This is a genomic window from Mesorhizobium sp. M4A.F.Ca.ET.022.05.2.1 (assembly GCF_003998845.1).
Taxonomy (GTDB): domain Bacteria; phylum Pseudomonadota; class Alphaproteobacteria; order Rhizobiales; family Rhizobiaceae; genus Mesorhizobium.
The window spans coordinates 1-18,947 of record NZ_RZOJ01000083.1 but is presented as its reverse complement, the minus strand read 5'-3'; the positions used below and the strand labels follow the sequence as shown (position 1 = coordinate 18,947).

Below are 18,947 nucleotides of genomic sequence, written 5' to 3'. Positions count from 1 at the left end.
TCCCTCTCCCCGTCACTATACGGGGAGAGGTGCCCGCAGGCAGGTGAGGGGCAGCGCCAACGCTGAAAAGGACGAAATTCAAGCTGACGCGAAGCGGCTTTCCCTTTGCAAGCCCATGCGCTAGTTCAACGAAGAGACAAACGGCAGACTGCCGGAACGGGGACGAACAACAGCATGGCAGGTGAAGACGAGACAACGCTGCGGTTTCCGGTCCTGATCGGCGACATCGGCGGCACCAATGCGCGCTTCTCGATCGTGCTCGACGCCAATTCGGAGCCAACCGAGCCGCAGATCGTCCAGACGGCCAGCTTCAACACCATCGACGAGGCGATCCAGGCGGCGGTGCTCGACCGCTCCTCGGTGCGGCCGAATTCGGCCGTGCTGGCGATCGCCGGGCCGGTCGACGGCGACGAGATCCCACTCACCAATTGCCCCTGGGTGGTGAAACCGAAGCAGATGTTCGCCAATCTGGGCTTGAGCGAGGTCGTCGTGCTCAACGACTTCGAGGCGCAGGCGCTGGCCGTCGTCGCGCTCGGCGAGGAGCATATGGAGAAGATCGGCGGCGGCGCGCCGGAGCCGAACGCCAGCCGCGTCGTGCTCGGGCCCGGCACCGGGCTCGGCGTCGCCGGGCTGATCTATGCACTCAACCACTGGATACCGGTGCCGGGCGAAGGCGGGCACATGGATATCGGCCCGCGCTCGCCGCGCGATTTCCAGGTTTTCCAGCATATAGAGCGGCTCGAGGGTCGCGTTTCCGGCGAACAGATCCTGTGCGGACGCGGCCTGGTCAATGTCTACCGCGCGGTGGCCAAGGCCGACGGCAAGCCGGCGCCCTTCAGCGCGCCGGCCGAGATCACCGGCGCGGCGCTGGCGAAGTCCGACCCAGTGGCGGAGGAAGCGCTGTCGATGTTCGTCACCTGCCTCGGCCGCACCGCCGGCGACCTCGCGCTGGTGTTCATGAGCCGCGGCGGCGTCTTCCTCACCGGCGGCATCGCGCAGAAGATCGTGCCGGCGCTGAAAGCGGGCAATTTCCGCTCGGCCTTCGAAGACAAGGCGCCACACAGCGCGCTGATGCGGGCGATGCCCGTCTATGTCATCACCCACCCGCTGGCGGCGCTGCTCGGCCTCGCTGCCTATGCCAGGAACCCCTCGCTGTTCGGCGTGCAGACGGCGGGGCGGCGCTGGCGGCTGTAGCGCTTCGCGCCCTAGTTGTCGGATCGCGAATCGCGCCGCGACGAAGTTTCGCCATAGGCAAGCCGCGACGGGAACGCTAAGAGGGGTGCCGAATTTCCAGGCGGAACCACGGAACGACCCTCGATTTGAACCAGCTTCAACACCAAGCGACGGCCCGGCCCGGCGAGACCTGGGCGGTGCTGCGCCGCATCATTGCCGAAAACGGCCGTGAATACCGCTCGGCCTATATCTTCGCCACTCTCTGCCTGCTGACAGTATCGGCAACGACGGCCTTCACCGCCTGGGTGATGAGCCCGGTCGTCAACCAGATCTTCTATGAGCGGCGCAGCGATCTGATCGTGCTGATCTGCGCCGGGATCATGGGCTCCTTCATGCTGCGCGGGCTCGCCACCTATGGCCAGGCGGTGACGCTGGCCCGGATCGGCAACAATCTGGTGGCGCGCTACCAGAAGCGCGTCTTCGACCATCTGATGAAGCTTGGCGTCGGTTTCTTCAACGACACGCGTTCGGGCCAGCTCGCTGCGCAGGTCAACGAGAATATCAACGGCATCCGCGACCTGCTGTCGATGACGCTGACCTCGATCGCGCGCGACGGGGTGACGCTGGTCGGCCTCATCGCCGTCATGATCTACCAGGATCCGCTGCTATCGCTCTCGTCGCTGCTGATCGGACCGCCGCTGATCTACACCGTCGTCTATCTGATGCGCCGCGTGCGCCGCATCGCGCGCGAATCCGTGCAGATCAACTCGCGGCTGATCGGCGCCATGCAGGAGGCGACGCAAGGCATAGCCATCGTCAAGGCGTTCACCATGGAGGGGGAACTGGCGCGCCGCATCGGCAAGCTCGCCGAGAGTGCCGAGCAGCGGGGCAACAAGATCGCCCGCGTCTCGGAGCGGCTGACGCCGATTTCCGACATGTTGGCCGGCCTCGCCGTCACCGGCGTCATCGCCTATTCCGGCTACCGGGCGCTGGTGCTCGGACAGCCACCGGGCGCGGTCTTTTCCTTCATCACGGCGCTGATCCTGGCCTATGATCCGGCTCGCCGCCTGGCGCGCATGCAGGTTGGCATGGAGCGGTCGCTGGTCAACGCGCGCATGATCTACGAGCTGCTCGACCAGCAGCCACAGCAGGGCGACGCGCCGGGCGCGGTCGAAGTGAGGATCACCAGCGGCGAGGTGCGTTTCCACAATGTCTCGTTCCGCTATGCCGCCGACGCGCCGGTGCTTAAGGAATTGAGCTTTACCGCCGCCGCCGGCAAGGTGACGGCCATCGTCGGCGCATCCGGCGCCGGCAAATCGACGCTGGTGGCGCTGCTGCAGCGCTTCTACGATGTCGAGGCCGGCAGCATCGAGGTCGATGGCCAGGACATTTCGAAGGTGACCAAGCAGTCGCTGCGCCAATCGATCGCCTATGTCTCGCAGGCGCCCTACCTGTTCGAGGGCACGATCCGCGACAACATCCGCTATGGACGGCTTTCAGCCAGCGACGCCGAGATCGAATGGGCGGCAAAGCAGGCGGCGGCGGATGACTTCATCCGCCAGCAGCCGCAAGGCTATGACACGCCAGTCGGCGAGAACGGCGTGACGCTGTCGGGCGGCCAGCGCCAGCGCGTCTCGATCGCCCGCGCCATCGTGCGCCAGGCGCCGATCCTGCTGCTCGACGAGGCGACCTCGGCGCTCGACAATGAGGCCGAAGCGCGCGTCCAGGAGGCGCTGACCCATGTCATGGAAGGGTGCACGACGATCGTCATCGCGCACCGGCTGTCGACGGTGGTCAATGCCGACCACATCATCGTGCTGGAGGAGGGCCGGCTGGTAGAGGAAGGCACGCATGCCTCGCTGATGGCCGACCCGCACAGCGTCTATGCCCGCTTCCACCGGGTGCAGGGCAAGAAAGGGCTGGGGCTTGTCGACGACGCCAAGCCAATCCAAACTCCAGTCCAGCGCAGCCGCGCGAAGAAGGTGGTGGGGAGACAGGCATGAGCGAAACGGGGGATATGGGCCTGGTGGTGGTGGGCGCGGCAGGCCGCATGGGCCAGACGCTGATCCGCGCCATTCACACGATGCCGGGGGCGCGCGTCGCCGGCGCGGTCGAGCGGCCAGGCTCGCCCTATCTCGGCAAGGATGCCGGCGAGCTTGCCGGCATCGGTATCATCAACGTGCCGATATCGGACGATCCGTTGCCGGCCTTCGCCAAGGCCGACGGCGTGCTCGATTTCACCGCGCCCGCCGCGACCGTCGAATTCGCCGGCTACGCGGCGCAGGCGCGCATCGTCCATGTCATCGGCACCACCGGCTGCTCGGCGGACGACAATGCGAAAATCGCGGCGGCGGCGCGACATGCGACGATCGTCAAGTCAGGCAATATGAGCCTCGGCGTCAATCTGCTGGCGGTGCTGGTTGAGCAGGCGGCGCGGGCGCTCGACGCCGACGATTTCGACATCGAGATCCTGGAAATGCACCACCGCCACAAAGTCGACGCGCCGTCGGGAACGGCGCTTCTGCTCGGTGAAGCGGCGGCGGCCGGCCGCGACATCCCGCTCACCGGCAACGATGTGCGCGTGCGCGACGGCCATACCGGCGTGCGCAAGCCGGGCACGATCGGCTTCGCCGCGCTGCGCGGCGGCTCGGTGGTCGGCGATCACAGCGTGATCCTGGCCGGCACGGGCGAGCGCATCACGTTATCCCACCATGCCGAGGACCGGGCGATCTTCGCGCGCGGCGCCGTAAAAGCAGCACTCTGGGCCCGGGCGAGGAAGCCTGGTCTCTACTCAATGCGGGACGTGCTCGGCCTGAGCTGAAGCGGCCTCTGCAATATTTTGTCCTTCGAAGGAGCAAACATGTCGAGAACCCTCGTGCTCGTGCGCCACGGCCAGAGCGAATGGAACCTGAAGAACCTGTTCACCGGCTGGCGCGACGTCGACCTCACCGAGCAGGGCCATGCCGAGGCCAAGGCCGCCGGCCAGAAGCTCAAGGCGCGCGGTCTGAAATTCGACATCGCCTTCACCTCGGCGCTGATCCGGGCGCAGAAGACCTGCCAGCACATCCTCGACGCCGTCGGCCAGAGCGAGTTGGAGACCATCCGCGACCAGGCGCTGAACGAGCGCGACTATGGCGACCTCTCCGGTCTCAACAAGGACGACGCGCGCAAGAAATGGGGCGAGGAGCAGGTGCATATCTGGCGCCGCTCCTACGATGTGTCGCCGCCCGGCGGCGAAAGCCTCAAGGACACCGGCGCGCGCGTCTGGCCCTATTATCTGCACGACCTGCAGCCGCATGTGCTGCGCGGCGAAACAGTGCTGGTGGCCGCGCACGGCAATTCGCTGCGCGCGCTGATCATGGCGCTGGACGGCAAGAGCGGCGAGGAGATCGTCAAGCTCGAGCTCGGCACCGGCGTGCCGGTGATCTACACGCTCAACGCCGATTCGACGGTGGCGTCGAAGGAAGTGCTGGAAGGCTGACCTTTCTTCCAACGGCGACGGGAGCGAGTCTCATCCTCTCCCCGTATAGTGACGGGGAGAGGGCGCGGTCGTCGCCGATTTCGTCAATCGTCACCGTTACAAGAAAGGCGCCGACGATGCGGCCGGCCCCTTCCCCCCGTCACTATACGGGGAGAAGTGCCCGGCAGGGCGATGAGGGGCAGCACCGATATCGGCAAAAAAGCGCGTTGACACACATCGCTCGCCCGCTTACATGAGCCCGCACCAGCCCAGATGGCGGAATTGGTAGACGCGCACGGTTCAGGTCCGTGTTCCGCAAGGAGTGGAGGTTCGAGTCCTCTTCTGGGCACCAAATTCCCGTTTCAGACGATCTGAAGCGATGAGCAAAGAGCCCGGATTTTCCGGGCTTTTTTGTGCCCTGCAACTCGACTCGAGTTGAACCGTTCCTATCTTGCCGGTCAACCCGAGGTTCCGTGATGCCCAAGCCATTCAAGGAATGGAAGGTTCTGCCGCATGGCAGGCTCACTTCTGTCGACGACAATATTCTGACGGTGACCGGCGACATACCGATGCCCGTCGGCAACATGAAACGGCGCATGACTGTGGTGCGATTGCGCGATCAACGGCTCGTCATCTTCAGCGCCATCGCGCTTGATGACGAGCAGATGCACGCGATCGAGGCCTTCGGCCAGCCGGCCTTCCTGATCGTCCCGAATAATCATCACCGGCTCGATGCAAAGCCCTGGAAGAACCGCTATCCCGGCCTTCAGGTGATTGCACCGCCGGGCGCGCTCGACAGCGTCGGGAAGGCGGTACATGTCGATGGGACACGCGGCGACTTTGGCGATCCCGACGTCACGCTCCTCACGGTTCCCGGCACCGGCGAGCGCGAAGCGGCGCTGCAAGTTGACGGACCAAACGGCACGACGCTCGTGCTCAACGATCTCGTCGGCAACATCCGCGACGCATCCGGCTTTACAGGCTGGGCGTTGCGAATGATGGGATTTGCCGGTGATGAGCCGCATATACCCTTGCCGGTCAAGCTGACGTTGGTCGGCGACAAGGCGGCACTCGCAGCGCAGTTGAGACGATGGTCAGAACAACCGGCGCTCAAGCGCATCCTTGTCTCGCATGGCTCCGTGATCACGGACGATCCGCAAGGCGCGTTGCGCAAGCTGGCGACGTCGCTCGGATAGATGAAAGCATAGCGACCAACCTCCCCTCGCGGCCAGGTGCCGAACAAACCGCTTCAAACCCGGCGACCGCGGCGCTACGGTCGATCCCATGGCTCCTCCCGTCAGCCCGACCATCGCTGCCCGTCGCGACCAGATGTTTCCCGTCCTGGCCGATGCGGACATCGAACGGATGCGCCGCTTTGGCGTGCCACCAGAACCTATGCCGCCGGCGAGCCTATCGTGGTCGCGGGCACGGTGTCGCCCGGCCTGATCCTCATCCTGTCCGGCAAGGTCGAGATCACGCAGGCCGGCGGGCTCGGGCCGCGCGAGGCGATCATCTCCTACGGCGCCGGCAACTTCATCGGCGAGCTGGCGCAGCTTTCGAGCCGGCCGTCGCTGGTCAATGCTGAAGCCACCGAGCCTGTCGAAGCCTTCGTCATCCCCTCGCAGCGGCTGCGCGACCTGATGGTGCAGGAGGCCAACCTCGGCGAGCGGATCATGCGGGCGCTGATCCTGCGCCGCGTCGGCCTCCTGGAAAGCGGCATCAGCGGACCGATCATCATCGGCCCTTCCGGCAATGGCGACGTGCTGAGGCTGCAGGGCTTCCTCACCCGCAGCGGCCTGCCGCACCGCGCGCTCGATTCCGACACCGATCCCTGCGCCAGGACGCTGACCGAGCGTTTCCATGTCGATCCCCATCATTTGCCGATCGTGCTCTGTCCCAATGGCAAGCTGGCTGCACAATCCGGGCGAAAGCGACCTCGCCCGCTGCGTCGGCCTGCTGCGGCCCGTCGATGCCAGCAAGGTCTACGACGTGGCGATCGTCGGCGCCGAGCCGGCGGGACTGGCGGCTGCGGTCTACGCAGCCTCCGAAGGGCTGTCGACGATCGTGCTCGACTGCCGCGCCTTCGGCGGGCAGGCGGGGGCGTCGGCGCGCATCGAGAACTATCTCGGCTTCCCGACCGGCATCACCGGCATGGCGCTGATGGCGCGTGCCTACAACCAGGCGCAGAAGTTCGGCGTCGAAATGGTGATCCCCGACGAGGCAAAGCTGCTCAGCGGCGACAGCAACCTGTCCGGCTACAGGCTCGATGTCGGCGATGGCGAGACGGTGCACACGCGCACGGTGGTGATCGCCAGCGGGGCGCGCTACCGCCGCCTCGATGTCGCCAATCTGGCGCAGTTCGAGGGCACGTCGGTGCACTATTGGGCGTCGCCGATCGAGGCGCGGCTTTGCCGGGATCAGGAGGTGGCGCTGGTCGGCGCCGGCAATTCGGCCGGCCAGGCGGCGGTCTTCCTGGCCAGCCAGGTGGGCAAGGTGACGCTGCTGGCGCGCCGCGGCAGCCTCCACGAGACCATGTCGCGCTATCTGGTCGAGCGCATCCAGGCGCAGCCGAACATCGAAGTGCTGCCCGAGACCGAAATCGTTGCGCTGGAAGGTCGCCAGAGCAACCTCGAGCGGGTGCGCTGGCGCAACCGAGCGACCGGCGCCGAGACGACGCGGCCGATCCGCCATCTCTTCCTGTTCATCGGCGCCGACCCCAACACGGACTGGCTGGCGAAATGCAACGTGGCGCTCGACGCCAAGGGTTTTGTCCGCACCGGAGCGGAGGTAGCGCCGCGACATGGCCTGATGGAGACGAGCCGCAGTGGCGTGTTTGCCATCGGCGACGTTCGCTGCGGCTCGATCAAGCGCGTCGCCGCCGCCGTCGGCGAGGGCGCCCAGGTGGTGGCGGCGCTGCATGCCTATCTTGCGCAGAACGGCGGCGGCGTTCAATCCGAACCGGCGAGGAGATCGTAATGGACGAATGCCGGCACACGAGCGACATCAAGGACGTCACGCCGAGCGCGCTCGGCTGCGAGGAATGCCTGAAGAGCGGATCGTGGTGGGTGCATCTCAGGCTCTGCCGCACCTGCGGCCATGTCGGCTGCTGCGACGACTCGCCCAACCGCCACGCCACCAAGCATTTCCACGCCACCAGCCATCCGGTCATCGAGGGCTACGACCCGCCGGAAGGCTGGGCATGGTGCTATGTCGACGAGGTGTTCATCGACCTCGGCGACCGCACGACGCCGCAGAACGGGCCGATCCCGAAGTTTGTTGAGTTTTTTGCGCCGGCCAAGGTGGCGGAACATGTCGATGGCGGTTTAATGACGTGATGAAGGCCAAGCTTCCAGACAAAGCCCGCAAGAGCCTGTCCGTCGCTCGCATCGAGCCGAGAGAGGTGATTGAGCGAACGCTAATCACGGTCACGCCAGCAGCCTACGCTCAGTTTGACGTCCAGCTTGATGCGCCTCCGAAGCCCAACGAGAGATTGCGCAAAACGATGAACGCCCTCTGCCTTGGAAGGATGAATAACAATCTCGCGACGAAACCGCCCTACTTCACCGAACTGGTGACGGTGCGGTCGAGGGCGCCGGGATCGCGGTTGTTGCCGGCGAGCGCGCCGATGATCAGAAGGCTGACGATGATCGGGACAAACAGCATGGCGACACGCGCCTGGACGTAGAAAATGGCGCGCCATTCGTTGCGTTTTTCGGGGTCGTCGTTCATCGCGCTCACTCTGTCCTGCCTCCCGAGGCGGGAGATAGTAGCGAAGCGTTAAACAACCCCTTCCGAATCCGTTAACTCGCGAATTTCGAACGGTCTGCCGCGGCGCGAAAGTTCGTGTCGACAAGACCGCTGCACGCTGTTGGCGCCAATGCTCAGCTCGGCCAACCGGATCAACTGATCGGCAGGGCAAACAGCCTGCCTCCGGCCGGCACCACGTCGTCGATGCCGGCAAGCCGCAGGCAGTGCCAGGCCATGGCGTGGTTGGACGAGGTGACGGGAATGCCGATGCGCTGCTCCAGCGCCGCAACGGCCTCGGCGACGCGCAGGCTGGTGCAGGAGATGAAGATCGCGTCCACGCCGGGCACCGCGGCCATGCGCTCGGCCGCCGCCTCGATCGAGGCGAGAGATGCGGGCGGCCTCGCGGTCGTCGCGCCGGTCGAAGGTGGCGACAGCGGCGATGTCGAGGCCCCGGCCGGTGAAATAGGCGACCAGGCCCCGGTTGATCTCGGGCGCGTAAGGCGTCAGCAGGCCGATGCCCCTGGCGCCGAGCGCCTTGAAGGCGGCGAGCGCGCCGGTGACCGGCGTGGTGCAGGCGACGCCGGGCCGCGCCTTGCGGATCTCGGCGAACACGGCTTCCTCGCCCAGCGTCATGGTCGCCGAGGTGCAGCCGAAGCCGACGACGTCGAGCGGGATGCTGGGCAGGATCAGGTCGACGGTCGGCGCGATGCGCGGGCCGATGGCGCGCAGCGTTTCCGGCGTGATGTCGTTGTCGTTGAAGAGACGCGCCTCGTAGAAGGCGACGCCGGGAATGCGCACCAGCGCGCGGAACTCGTGCTCCAGCGTCTGGTCGGTGGCGAGGATCGCAAGCCCGATCGCCGCGCGCGAAGCGAGGCCGCCGTCGATCTCCGAGGGCAGAACGCCGAGATCGACAGGTTCCGAAGCGGCGAGGGGCGCGGCGGCAAGGTTGGCGGACATGGCGTTCCCTTTCTTGTCAGAGCGGGATCGATCCTGCTCTCAGTTCAAAAGTCCATCCATCGAAATCGCCGGCCGGCGCCCGCCGATCAGGTCGGCGGTGATGCGGGCCGAGCCGTGCGACATGGTCCAGCCGATATGGCCGTGCCCGGTGTTGAGGTAGAGGTTGCGCAGCCGCTGCTGTCCGAACTCCGGCAGGTTGTTCGGCGTCATCGGCCTGAGGCCCGCCCACATCTCTGCGCGGTCGTAATCGGCGCCTTCCGGGTAGAGCTCCTCGGTCACGCCTTTCATGAAGGCGAAGTCGGCCGGTCTGTGGCCGGTGTCGTAGCCGGCGAATTCGGCCGTGGCGGTAACGCGCAGGCGGTCGCCGAAGCGCGAGATGGCGACCAGATTGTGCTCGTCGACGGACGCGATGGTCGGCGGTGCCGGCCGGTTGCCGACGGGAATGGTCAGCGAATAGCCCTTGATCGGATAGATCGGCAGGCTGATGCCGATGGTTTTCGCGATCAGCGGGCTGTAGGAGCCGAGCGCCAGCACATAGGCATCGCCCCTGAAGCTTCCCTTGTCGGTCTGCACCTGCGCGACGCCGCCTCCGGAAGTCTCGATGCCGGTGATGGTGGTGCCGGTGTGGATTTCGCCGCCGCGCCCGGCGATCTTCGCCGCCAGTGCCCGGGTGAACTTCGCCGGGTCGCCGGTCTCGTCGGTCGGGCAATAGATGCCGCCGGCGATCTTTTCCCGCGCCGAGGCCAGCGACGGATCGAGTGCCACGACGCCCTCGCGATCCAGCAGCGTGATCTCCTGCCCGTCGGACTCCAGCAGCTTCATGTGCTCGACGCCCTTGTCGAGCGCCTGCTGGCTGCGATGGAAATACAGGATGCCGCGGTCGTTGCGATCATAGTCGATCGCCTCGTCGGCGAGGACCTGGTGCAGGACACTCTGCGAATAGGCGGCAAGGCGATGCTTGAGCAGCGTGTTGCGCCTGGCTTTCTCGGCTGTGCATTCCATCAGGAATAGCCACGACCATGTGTAAAGCCTGGGATCGGCCGACAGCCTGAAGCGCAGCGCCTGGTCCTTCAGCACCAGCGATTTCAGCAGGATCATCGGCGCCTTCGGCGACGACCAGACGAAGGAATGGCCGGGCGCGATCATACCGGCATTGCCCCAGCTGGTCTCAGCGGCGACCTGGGCCTGGCGCTCGAGGATGACGACCTCGTGCCCGTCCTTCTGCAGCTGATAGGCGGTGGTGACGCCAACCACGCCGCCACCCAGCACGATCACGCGCATGGCGCCTCCGGAGATCGCAAAGCGAGTATTACACTCTAGAGGGTAAGCGGCGGTCTGCAAATGCAGGCATGTCGAGATGCTGGCGGGACAGCGCCCCCCTCTGGCCTGCCGGCCATCTCCCCCACTTGGGGGGAGATCAGATGTGCGCTGGCCTTTCGCCAATCGCCAACGTCGCAGGACGAGCAGAGCGCCGGAACTGCCAATCTCCCCCCAAGTGGGGGAGATGTCCGGCAGGACAGAGGGGGGCGCGAAGGATCACGACGATTGCGCCCAAGACCCTCACCCCCTCAGCGCCTGCTCCAAATCCGCAATCAAATCATCGCCGTCCTCAATCCCGGCCGAGAGCCTGACCAGCGAATCCGATATCCCGATCGCGCCGCGCTTCTCCGCCGGGATCGAGCCGTGCGTCATCAGCGCGGGATGCTCGATCAGGCTCTCGACGCCGCCGAGGCTTTCGGCCAGGGTGAACAGCTGCGTGCGTTCGAGGAAGCGCTTTGTCCCCGCCAGGTCGCGGTCGAGATCGACCGAGATCATGCCGCCGAAGGCGTGCATCTGGCGTTTTGCGATCTCGTGCTGCGGATGGCTGGCGAGGCCAGGATAGATGACGCGACGGACATCCTTCCGCGCCTCCAGCCATTGCGCGATCTTCAGGCCGTTCGCCGAATGCCGCTCCATCCGAAGCGCCAGTGTCTTGATGCCACGCAGCGCCAGAAAGGAGTCGAACGGGCCGGAGATGGCGCCGATGGCGTTCTGCAGGAATTTCAGCCGGTCGGCGAGATCCTTGTCGTCGCCGACCACCGCGACGCCGCCGACCATGTCGGAATGGCCGTTGAGGTATTTCGTCGTCGAATGCACGACGATGTCGATGCCGAGCTCCAGCGGCCGCTGGATGTAGGGGCTGCAAAAAGTGTTGTCGGCGACTGTGAGCAGGCGCCTGCGCTTCGCCAGCGCGGCGACCGCTTCGAGGTCGACGATGCGCAGCAGCGGGTTGGTAGGTGTCTCGACCCAGAGCAGCTTTGTCTCCGGGCGGATCGCGGCTTCGACCGCGGCAAGGTCGGTGAAGTCGGCGAAGGAGACCTGCAGGCTCGCCGAGCGCTTGCGCACGCGTTCCAGCAGCCGGAAGGTGCCGCCATAGATGTCGTCGGTGGCGACGATGTGGTCGCCGGCGTCGAGCAGTTCCAGCACGGTCGAGATCGACGCCAGGCCGGAAGCGAAGGCGAAGGCCCTGGTGCCGCTTTCGAGATCGGCCACCGCGCGCTCGAAGGCGAAGCGCGTCGGATTCTGACTGCGGGCATATTCAAACCCCTTGTGCACGCCGGGCGACTGCTGGCCGTAGGTGGAGGTGGCGTAGATCGGCACCATCACCGCGCCGGTCGTCGGGTCGTGGCTCTGGCCGCCATGGATGGTGCGGGTCGAAAAGGCCAGGCGGTTCTTGCCCGGTGTTGCGTGTGCGGTCATCTTGCGCGGCGCCTCAGATGGTTGATCAGGTCGATGCGGGTTATCAGGCCGATGAACTCCTCGCCATCGAAGACGATGGCGACCTCGTTGCGGTCGAAGACAGGCAGCAGCGCATCGAGCGTCTGGCTGGCCTGCAGCGTGTGCAGATTGGAGGTCATGGCGGTGCGCACCGGGCCGTTGAAACGGTCCCAGCGGCCGTCATAGGGGCCCTCGACCTTGGCCAGGATGTCGCCCTCGTCGACGATGCCGACCAGCTTGCCATTGTCGAGCACCGGCAGTTGCGAGACGTCGGAACGGCGCATGCGGCCGTAGGCGTTGAGCAGGCTTTCTTCCGGGCCGACCCAGACCGTGTCGCCGGTGCGGTGCGAGCGCATGACGAGGTCGCGCAAGTCGCCATGCTGCTCCTGCTCGGCAAGGCCCTGCTCGGCCAGCCAGAAATCGTCGAAGACCTTCGACAGGTACTTGTTGCCGCTGTCGCAGACGAAGGTGACGACGCGCTTGGGCACCGTCTGCTCGCGGCAGTAGCGCAGTGCGGCCGACAACAGCGTGCCGGAGGACGAGCCGGCGAGGATGCCCTCGCGGGACAGGAGATCGCGCACGGCCAGCATGCTCTGCTTGTCGGGGATGGAATAGGCCTTCCTGACCAGCGACAGGTCGGCATTGGGCGGTACGAAATCCTCGCCGATGCCTTCGACGGTCCAGCTGCCGGCCTCTTCCATCTTGCCGGTCTTGATCAGCGGCGCCAGCACCGAGCCGACCGGGTCGGCCAGCACCATCTCGGTCTTCGGCGAATGTTTCGCGAAATAGCGGCCGAGCCCGGTCAGCGTGCCGCCGGAGCCGACGCCGACCACCGCCGCGTCGACATCGCCGTCGAGCTGGGCGAGGATTTCCGGGCCGGTGGTGGTCTCGTGCGCCAGCGGGTTGGCCGGATTGGCGAACTGGTTGGCATAGAAGGCGCCGGGCGTTTCGGCGGCGATCTTCTCGGCCATGTCCTGATAATATTCGGGATGACCCTTGCCGACATCGGAACGGGTCATGCGCACCTCGGCGCCGAGCGCGCGCAGATGCTGGATCTTCTCGCGCGACATCTTGTCGGGGACGACGAGGATTATGCGGTAGCCCTTGGGGATGCCGACCTGGGCAAGGCCAAGGCCGGTATTGCCGGCGGTCGCCTCGACTATTGCGCCGCCGGGCCTGAGCTTGCCCTGCCGCTCGGCGGCGGCGATCATCGACAGCGCGATGCGGTCCTTGATCGAGCCGCCGGGATTCTGGCTTTCGAGCTTGATGAACAGCCGGCACTTGCCGGTGTCGAACTTGGTCAGCTCGACGATGGGCGTCTGGCCGATCAGGTCGAGCACCGACGCATAGGGCGGACGCAGGCGGGAGAGGGTGCTCTCGGGCGGGGCACTGGCGGGTGCGGCTTTCCTGTGCTCGCTCATGTCAGGCGCTCCATTGGTCAAAACCTAGCGTCTTTTCCAGCCGATCGCAGCCGGAAAGAAGATAGACCGTGCCAATCAAGTGGCCAGACGGGGAATGAAATTCCTCCCGCTGCGTTCGTCATCCTCGGGCCTGATCCGAGGATCCTGGATGGGCTTCGGCTCGTCGCGAAGATTCATGCGAGAAGGATCGCCAGCGCTCGTTCCATGCTGGCTGCTCAGATGCGCGAGCGGATCGCCCAGCCGAGCCCGAGCAATCCCACCAGCATCGTCAGTATTCCGATATAGAGCCATTGCGTCTGGCCGGTCATGAAGCTTCCCCGGACAAGACCCAGGCCCTGAAGGGACCAGAGCAGGCCGATCGCCAGCACGATCAGGGCCAGCACAAACCGCATCAATCGCATCGGTGGAATTCCCTTCGCAAGTCGATCGTCAACTCAGTCACGGCAGCAATGAAAGAGCGGAAGGAAGCGATCCAATCGTGTCCCTCTGTACTTGCGTATTGATGCCCGATCCAGCCAGACACGGCCAGAAGACCGGCGCGAATGATCATCGAGAATACGCCGCGCAAGGCGGGAAGACTCATGACAAACTGTTTCCCGGCGACTCCAAACGTGTGCCATTGCCATGGAACCGCCAGATGACGGCCGCATTTCCTGCCTTAATTGCTTCATAACGGCTGGGGTCTGTCCAAACGGAGCCATTCCCCAAAGATGATGAAGACAAAGCAAACCGCGCTTGTCGCGGTAACGGTAGCGGCCGGCCTGATGGTCGGCGCCTCCACCTCCTCCGTCGCCGCCCAATGCGGCCGCGCCTCCTGGTATGCGCTGCACTCGCGCACTGCTTCCGGTGAACGCATGAACCCGTCGGCGCTGACCGCCGCGCACCGCACCTTGCCCTTCGGCACCAAGCTCAAGGTGACCAACAAGAACAACGGTCGCAGCGTCGTGGTTCGCATCAACGACCGCGGCCCGTTCATCAAGGGGCGCGTGCTCGATCTCTCGAAGGGCGCGGCCAACCAGCTCGGCTTCATCGGCTCGGGCCACACCGCCGTGTGCATGGCGCGCGTGTGATATGTCTGACATGTCCGGCAAGAGGGCCGGACATGTTTCCTACACACTTCGGCAACGCACAGTGAGCCGGCTGCCGCCCGTCAAGGCGGATTCTCAACGCCTTGGTCGAAAGAAGCATTGATCATTCGACATGACGTATTGCATCGCAACAATATGTTGTTAACCTCGCCGCGAGACATTTGAGGCTCGGCGCTGCACGCGTTCTTGGGTCGCAAGCAGCAGCGGGGTCCTTGATGTACTACCAGCTCTACGAATTGAACCACGCCGCGCTGCAGCCAGCCCGCGTCTATGCCGACGCGGTGCGGATGTTCTACACCAACCCGCTCAATCCGATCGCGCACACGCCTTGGGGCCGCTCGGTGGCGGCAACCGCCGAACTGTTCGAGCGCACCACGCGCCGCTACGGCAAGCCGCAATTCGGCCTCGACAAGACCGTGGTCGACTGGAAGAGCGTCGACGTCAGCGAAAAGACCGTGTGGTCAAAGCCGTTCTGCAACCTGATCCGTTTCGAGCGGGCCGTTCCCGCCGGCCGCAAGCCCGATCCGAAGCTGCTTATCGTGGCGCCGATGTCGGGACACTACGCGACGCTGCTGCGCGGCACGGTGGAAGCGATGCTGCCTTATGCCGACGTGCACATCACCGACTGGGTCGATGCCCGCATGGTGCCGCTTGCCGACGGCAGCTTCGATCTCGACGACTATATCGACTACATCATCGAGATGTTCCATGCGCTCGGTCCCGACACCCATGTGATGGCGGTGTGCCAGCCCTCGGTGCCGGTGCTGGCGGCGGTGGCGCTGATGGAAAAGCGCGGCGACCCCTTCGTGCCCTCGACGATGACGCTGATGGGCGGGCCGATCGACACCCGCCGCAATCCGACGGCGGTCAATTTGCTCGCCGAGGAAAAGGGCAGCGGCTGGTTCCGCGACAACGTCATTATGCAGGCGCCGTGGCCAGTGCCCGGCTTCGGCCGCGAGGTCTATCCCGGCTTCCTGCAGCTTTCGGGCTTCATGAGCATGAATCTCGACCGCCACATCATCGCTCACAAGGACTTCTTCATGCACCTGGTGAAGCATGACGGCGACAATGCCGAGAAGCACCGCGACTTCTACGACGAATATCTGGCGGTGATGGACCTGACGGCCGAATTCTACCTGCAGACGGTCGACACCGTGTTCGTGCGCCATGCCTTGCCGAAGGGCGAGATGATGCATCGCGGCAATCCGGTCGACACCTCGGCGATCCGCAACGTCGCCCTGTTCACGGTCGAGGGCGAGAACGACGACATTTCCGGCCTCGGCCAGACCCAGGCCGCGCACGATCTGTGCGTCAACATCCCGGCCGACCGGCAGGCCCACTACATGCAGCCGGCGGTTGGCCACTACGGCGTCTTCAACGGCTCGCGCTTCCGCTCCGAGATCGTGCCGCGCATCGTCGACTTCATCACCAGCTACGGCCGCCAGACGCGCGTTGCTGCGAAGCCAAGACTTGTGCGCTCGGCCAAGGGCTGAGCGAGGCGGGGAGTTCGGGACGCCGTCACGGCAGCCTTCAGCGCGCCCGGATCGTCCTGTTGCACAAGTGCCGCTGTCAGGATCGCGGAAGTAACCATGCCGCCAATCAGGCCAGACTCGTAATTGACACGGACTGTAAATCGCCCTTAACGTTTCGTTAACAACAAGGGCGAACGGGGACAATGATTTCCTCACCGATGGCACGGACGCTGCGCTTGTGTGCGGTCGCAGGGCTGGCGATTTCGGGATTGTGGGCGGCGCCCGCAGTCGCCGCGGGAGCGATGGTGACCGGCGGCCTAACCTCTCAGCCGATCGGACACTACGATTTCTGCAAGGCAAATCCCGGCGAATGCTCGATCCGGCCGGCCAATCTGGCGCCGGCCAAGATGACCGATGCGTTCCTGCGCAAGCTCGCCAGCATCACCGCCCGGGTCAACGCCGCCGTCAAGCCGATGAGCGACTACGACATCTACGGCAAGGACGAAGTCTGGGCCTATCCCGACAAGGGCGTCGGCGACTGCGAGGACTATGTGCTGGAAAAGCGCCGCCAGCTCTACCGCATGGGTGTGTCGCTCGCCGATCTGCTGATCACCGTCGTGCGCAAACCCGATGGTGAAGGCCACGCGGTGCTGACCGTGCGCACCGACAGGGGCGACTATGTGCTCGACAATCTGAACGACAAGGTCAAGGCCTGGGACGAGACCGGCTACCGCTTCCTCAAGCGCCAGGCGATCGACAACACCGGGCGCTGGGTGTCGATCCGTGGCGGCCAGCAGGTGCTGGTCGGCGCGGTGCAGTAACCGACGATTGAGTCTGCATTCCAAGCGTTGAGGCGGCTGGTCCCGCCCTTGGCTGCTTTTACATCATAGGTTGGCGGCGCCAACGTTAAATGAGACTTGCTGGCCGCGTCCCGCGCCACCCTCCCAGAATTTTTCACAGTCTCCATGAACCAAACCGTCGCTGCCGGCGACACAGCCGCGTACGGAAACCAACCCTGGAGACTTCAAATGACTGCCTTTTTGCGAAATGCCCTGCTCGCCGCTGTCGCGGTGACGTCCATGGCCGGATCCGCGCTGGCGGACCAGACCGTCAGCTGCGCCGAAACCAAGACCAACGACCTGTGGAGCGGCCGTTGTTGCGGTACCAGCGACTCGAGCTGCCTGGGCGGCGGACACGAGCATGGCGACCATGGCAACCATGGCGGTCGCGGTGGGCAGACCGGCGCGAAGTGATCTCGCAGCATGCCCGCTGGCTACCGGCCAGCGGGCATCGCCTCATGTGAAGCGGACGCCGGCGCCGGAGCAACTCGCGCCGCGCATCACGTCCGCCGCCCCAGTGCCGCGCGGACCGACGCCGTGATCCGGCGAAGCTCGGCCTCATCCAGTTTCTCGATGTTTTCGGCCAGGAGATTGGCGAGCTCGGTGGCGGCGGGCGTCAGGCCAGACGTGTCGATCCGGACCCGCGGGTGCGAGGCTTCGGCGAGGCGCGCGAGTTCCTCGGCATCGTCCCAGATGACGTTGAAATAGCCGATGATCTTCTGGATCAGCGTCCAGGTCGGCGCGCCGCGGCGGCCATGTTCAAGCGCCGACAGGTAGGCGGCGCTGACGCCGATCGCCTCGGCCATCGCCTTCTGGCTGAGGCCGCGCTCGGCGCGCAGCGCGCGCAGCTTCTCGCCGAACGGGGTCATGCCAGCGCTCTCATGCGCGTGTCTTCATGTGCGGGTCCGGCGCAAGCGGACATAGAGCGCGCCGGAACCGCCATGGTTGCGCGCGGCATGGTCGTGGCTGGAGACCAGCGGCCGGAAGGCGGGCGTCGACAGCCAGGCGGGAACCGAACGCCGCAAGACGCCGTCGCCGCCGGACGAGGAGCCCTTGCCGGTGATGACCAGCACATAGCGGATGCCGCCGGCATGCGCCCGGTGCAGGAATGAAAACAGCAGCGAATAGGCCTTGTCCTGGGTCATGCCGTGCAGGTCGACGCGGCCTTCGATCGGCAAGCGGCCCTTCGACAGCTTGTTCAGGGTCTGGTCGTCCAGCGCATGCGAGACATGCTGCGTCCTGGGCTTTGCCGCGACGGGTGGAGCGCCGTTGACGGGGATAGGCGCCGGCGCTGGTTTCGGCTCGACGCTGAAATCGGGGACGTCGACGGCGGCCTTGCCCTTGAGCGGCTTGGCCGTGCGCGCCACCAGGTTCCACAGGACGCGGTCGTCCTCGCTCAGCCGGTCGATGCGGCGGGTCATGGCAATGGCCTCGAAACGAGCTGGCGCGGGATCAGCGCATAAAAATCGGCGGCGTTGCGGACGACGCCGGCGATCTCGCCGGCGGCGGCGCCGCTGCCCGCAAAGAGGTCACCCCGCGCCGGGCCGGTGATGGCCGAGCCGGTGTCCTGCGCGATCATCAGCCGCCGGAACGGCCCGTCGCCGAAAGCGGCGAGCGTCGGCGCGTCGATATAAAAGGGCGTGCCGAATGTGTGCAGCAGCCGGTCGACGGCAACCGAACGGCCTGGCGTCAGCGGCACCTTGGCGGCGGCGATCGGGCCGAGCGCCGCATCGTCGACCGCCGCCTCGCGGAAGAAGATATAGGAGCGGTTCTGCCAGAGGATCTCGTCGACGCGATCCGGGTGCGCCCTGAACCAGGCCCGGATCGACTGCATCGTCACCTTGGCCAGCGGGATTTCGCCCAACTCGCTCAGGACCTTGCCGGGCCCGGTGAAGCGCTGGCCGGACTTGGCGGCATAGGTAACGCGGCAGAGCCGACCGTCGGTCATCTTCAGCCGCGCCGCGCCCTGGACATGGATGAAGAAGGCGTCGACCTTGTCGGCGAGCCAGGCGATCTCCAGCCCCTTGCCGGCG

Annotated in this window: 20 protein-coding genes, 1 tRNA gene and 1 pseudogene; 13 read left to right on the top strand and 9 right to left on the bottom strand. The window is 65.6% G+C overall.

The features are described 5' to 3' along the window. Positions 1-174 precede the first annotated feature (174 nt). The 8 genes and pseudogenes from EN745_RS12285 (at position 175) to EN745_RS12245 (ending at position 7,968) form a co-directional block, all read left to right on the top strand. Positions 175-1,194, top strand: a complete 1,020-nt coding sequence (locus EN745_RS12285; protein WP_127421361.1) for a glucokinase — start codon at positions 175-177, stop codon at positions 1,192-1,194. A gap of 125 nt (positions 1,195-1,319) precedes the next feature. Then, the gene (locus EN745_RS12280; RefSeq protein WP_127421360.1) at positions 1,320-3,176 is read left to right on the top strand and encodes an ABC transporter ATP-binding protein; all 1,857 of its coding nucleotides are present in this window, start codon (positions 1,320-1,322) and stop codon (positions 3,174-3,176) included. Next, positions 3,173-3,994 carry a 4-hydroxy-tetrahydrodipicolinate reductase gene (dapB, locus tag EN745_RS12275; RefSeq protein ID WP_126057298.1) on the top strand — a complete coding sequence of 274 codons (822 nt, stop codon included), beginning with the start codon at positions 3,173-3,175 and terminating at the stop codon, positions 3,992-3,994. The genes EN745_RS12280 and dapB overlap by 4 nt, the downstream gene beginning before the upstream one ends. Before the next feature lie 39 nt (positions 3,995-4,033). Further along, positions 4,034-4,654 (top strand): 2,3-bisphosphoglycerate-dependent phosphoglycerate mutase, encoded by a 621-nt coding sequence (locus EN745_RS12270; RefSeq protein ID WP_126057299.1) that lies wholly within the window; start codon positions 4,034-4,036, stop codon positions 4,652-4,654. Positions 4,655-4,900: 246 nt separating this feature from the next. Next, a tRNA-Leu gene (locus EN745_RS12260) sits at positions 4,901-4,985 on the top strand. Between the two features lie 124 nt (positions 4,986-5,109). Further along, positions 5,110-5,829, top strand: coding sequence for a hypothetical protein (locus tag EN745_RS12255; protein WP_127421359.1), 720 nt, complete (start codon positions 5,110-5,112; stop codon positions 5,827-5,829). An 88-nt stretch (positions 5,830-5,917) separates the two neighbouring features. Further along, a pseudogene (locus EN745_RS12250) lies at positions 5,918-7,609 on the top strand (FAD-dependent oxidoreductase). Further along, positions 7,609-7,968, top strand: a complete 360-nt coding sequence (locus tag EN745_RS12245) for a UBP-type zinc finger domain-containing protein (RefSeq protein ID WP_127421358.1) — start codon at positions 7,609-7,611, stop codon at positions 7,966-7,968. Before EN745_RS12250 ends, EN745_RS12245 begins: the two are co-directional and overlap by 1 nt. A gap of 220 nt (positions 7,969-8,188) precedes the next feature. Here the strand turns inward: EN745_RS12245 and EN745_RS36965 are convergent, their stop codons facing one another. Both EN745_RS36965 and EN745_RS36960 read right to left on the bottom strand, forming a co-directional pair. After that, a complete protein-coding gene (locus EN745_RS36965) occupies positions 8,189-8,371 on the bottom strand; it encodes a hypothetical protein (RefSeq protein WP_126057303.1) in 183 nt (60 codons plus the stop codon). 161 nt (positions 8,372-8,532) lie between these two features. Continuing rightward, positions 8,533-8,736, bottom strand: coding sequence for a hypothetical protein (locus tag EN745_RS36960; protein WP_245487702.1), 204 nt, complete (start codon positions 8,734-8,736; stop codon positions 8,533-8,535). A 158-nt stretch (positions 8,737-8,894) separates the two neighbouring features. On the opposite strand from EN745_RS36960, the gene EN745_RS36955 reads away from it, so the two are divergent. Continuing rightward, a complete protein-coding gene (locus tag EN745_RS36955; RefSeq protein ID WP_245487701.1) occupies positions 8,895-9,155 on the top strand; it encodes a hypothetical protein in 261 nt (86 codons plus the stop codon). Positions 9,156-9,376: 221 nt separating this feature from the next. Here the strand turns inward: EN745_RS36955 and EN745_RS12230 are convergent, their stop codons facing one another. The 4 genes from EN745_RS12230 to EN745_RS12210 all read right to left on the bottom strand — a co-directional run bounded on the left by EN745_RS12230 (position 9,377) and on the right by EN745_RS12210 (position 13,916). After that, positions 9,377-10,618 (bottom strand): D-amino acid dehydrogenase, encoded by a 1,242-nt coding sequence (locus EN745_RS12230; RefSeq protein ID WP_127421356.1) that lies wholly within the window; start codon positions 10,616-10,618, stop codon positions 9,377-9,379. A gap of 279 nt (positions 10,619-10,897) precedes the next feature. Continuing rightward, positions 10,898-12,076: a cystathionine gamma-synthase gene (locus EN745_RS12220; protein ID WP_127421355.1), complete on the bottom strand. Its 1,179-nt coding sequence runs from the start codon at positions 12,074-12,076 to the stop codon at positions 10,898-10,900. Further along, entirely contained in the window at positions 12,073-13,515 is a 1,443-nt protein-coding gene (locus tag EN745_RS12215; protein WP_127421354.1) for a pyridoxal-phosphate dependent enzyme, read from the bottom strand. Before EN745_RS12215 ends, EN745_RS12220 begins: the two co-directional genes overlap by 4 nt. 215 nt (positions 13,516-13,730) lie before the next feature. Next, positions 13,731-13,916, bottom strand: coding sequence for a hypothetical protein (locus EN745_RS12210; RefSeq protein WP_126057308.1), 186 nt, complete (start codon positions 13,914-13,916; stop codon positions 13,731-13,733). A 309-nt stretch (positions 13,917-14,225) separates the two neighbouring features. Here EN745_RS12210 and EN745_RS12205 point away from each other — a divergent pair, with 309 nt between their 5' ends. The 4 genes from EN745_RS12205 (at position 14,226) to EN745_RS12190 (ending at position 17,328) form a co-directional block, all read left to right on the top strand. Next, positions 14,226-14,585 (top strand): septal ring lytic transglycosylase RlpA family protein, encoded by a 360-nt coding sequence (locus tag EN745_RS12205; protein ID WP_127421353.1) that lies wholly within the window; start codon positions 14,226-14,228, stop codon positions 14,583-14,585. Positions 14,586-14,818: 233 nt separating this feature from the next. Then, positions 14,819-16,096: a polyhydroxyalkanoate depolymerase gene (locus tag EN745_RS12200; protein WP_127421352.1), complete on the top strand. Its 1,278-nt coding sequence runs from the start codon at positions 14,819-14,821 to the stop codon at positions 16,094-16,096. Between the two features lie 182 nt (positions 16,097-16,278). Continuing rightward, positions 16,279-16,896: a transglutaminase-like cysteine peptidase gene (locus EN745_RS12195; protein WP_127421351.1), complete on the top strand. Its 618-nt coding sequence runs from the start codon at positions 16,279-16,281 to the stop codon at positions 16,894-16,896. Positions 16,897-17,103: 207 nt separating this feature from the next. Further along, positions 17,104-17,328, top strand: a complete 225-nt coding sequence (locus EN745_RS12190) for a hypothetical protein (RefSeq protein WP_126057312.1) — start codon at positions 17,104-17,106, stop codon at positions 17,326-17,328. Positions 17,329-17,414: 86 nt separating this feature from the next. Here the strand turns inward: EN745_RS12190 and EN745_RS12185 are convergent, their stop codons facing one another. From EN745_RS12185 to EN745_RS12175, 3 genes are all read right to left on the bottom strand, one after another. Next, positions 17,415-17,783, bottom strand: a complete 369-nt coding sequence (locus EN745_RS12185; RefSeq protein ID WP_126057313.1) for a helix-turn-helix transcriptional regulator — start codon at positions 17,781-17,783, stop codon at positions 17,415-17,417. 24 nt (positions 17,784-17,807) lie between these two features. Further along, the gene (locus EN745_RS12180; RefSeq protein ID WP_127421350.1) at positions 17,808-18,335 is read right to left on the bottom strand and encodes a Smr/MutS family protein; all 528 of its coding nucleotides are present in this window, start codon (positions 18,333-18,335) and stop codon (positions 17,808-17,810) included. Continuing rightward, positions 18,332-18,947 (bottom strand): MltA domain-containing protein (locus EN745_RS12175; RefSeq protein WP_189363028.1); only part of this gene is annotated, 616 nt, incomplete at its 5' end. The genes EN745_RS12180 and EN745_RS12175, both read right to left, overlap by 4 nt.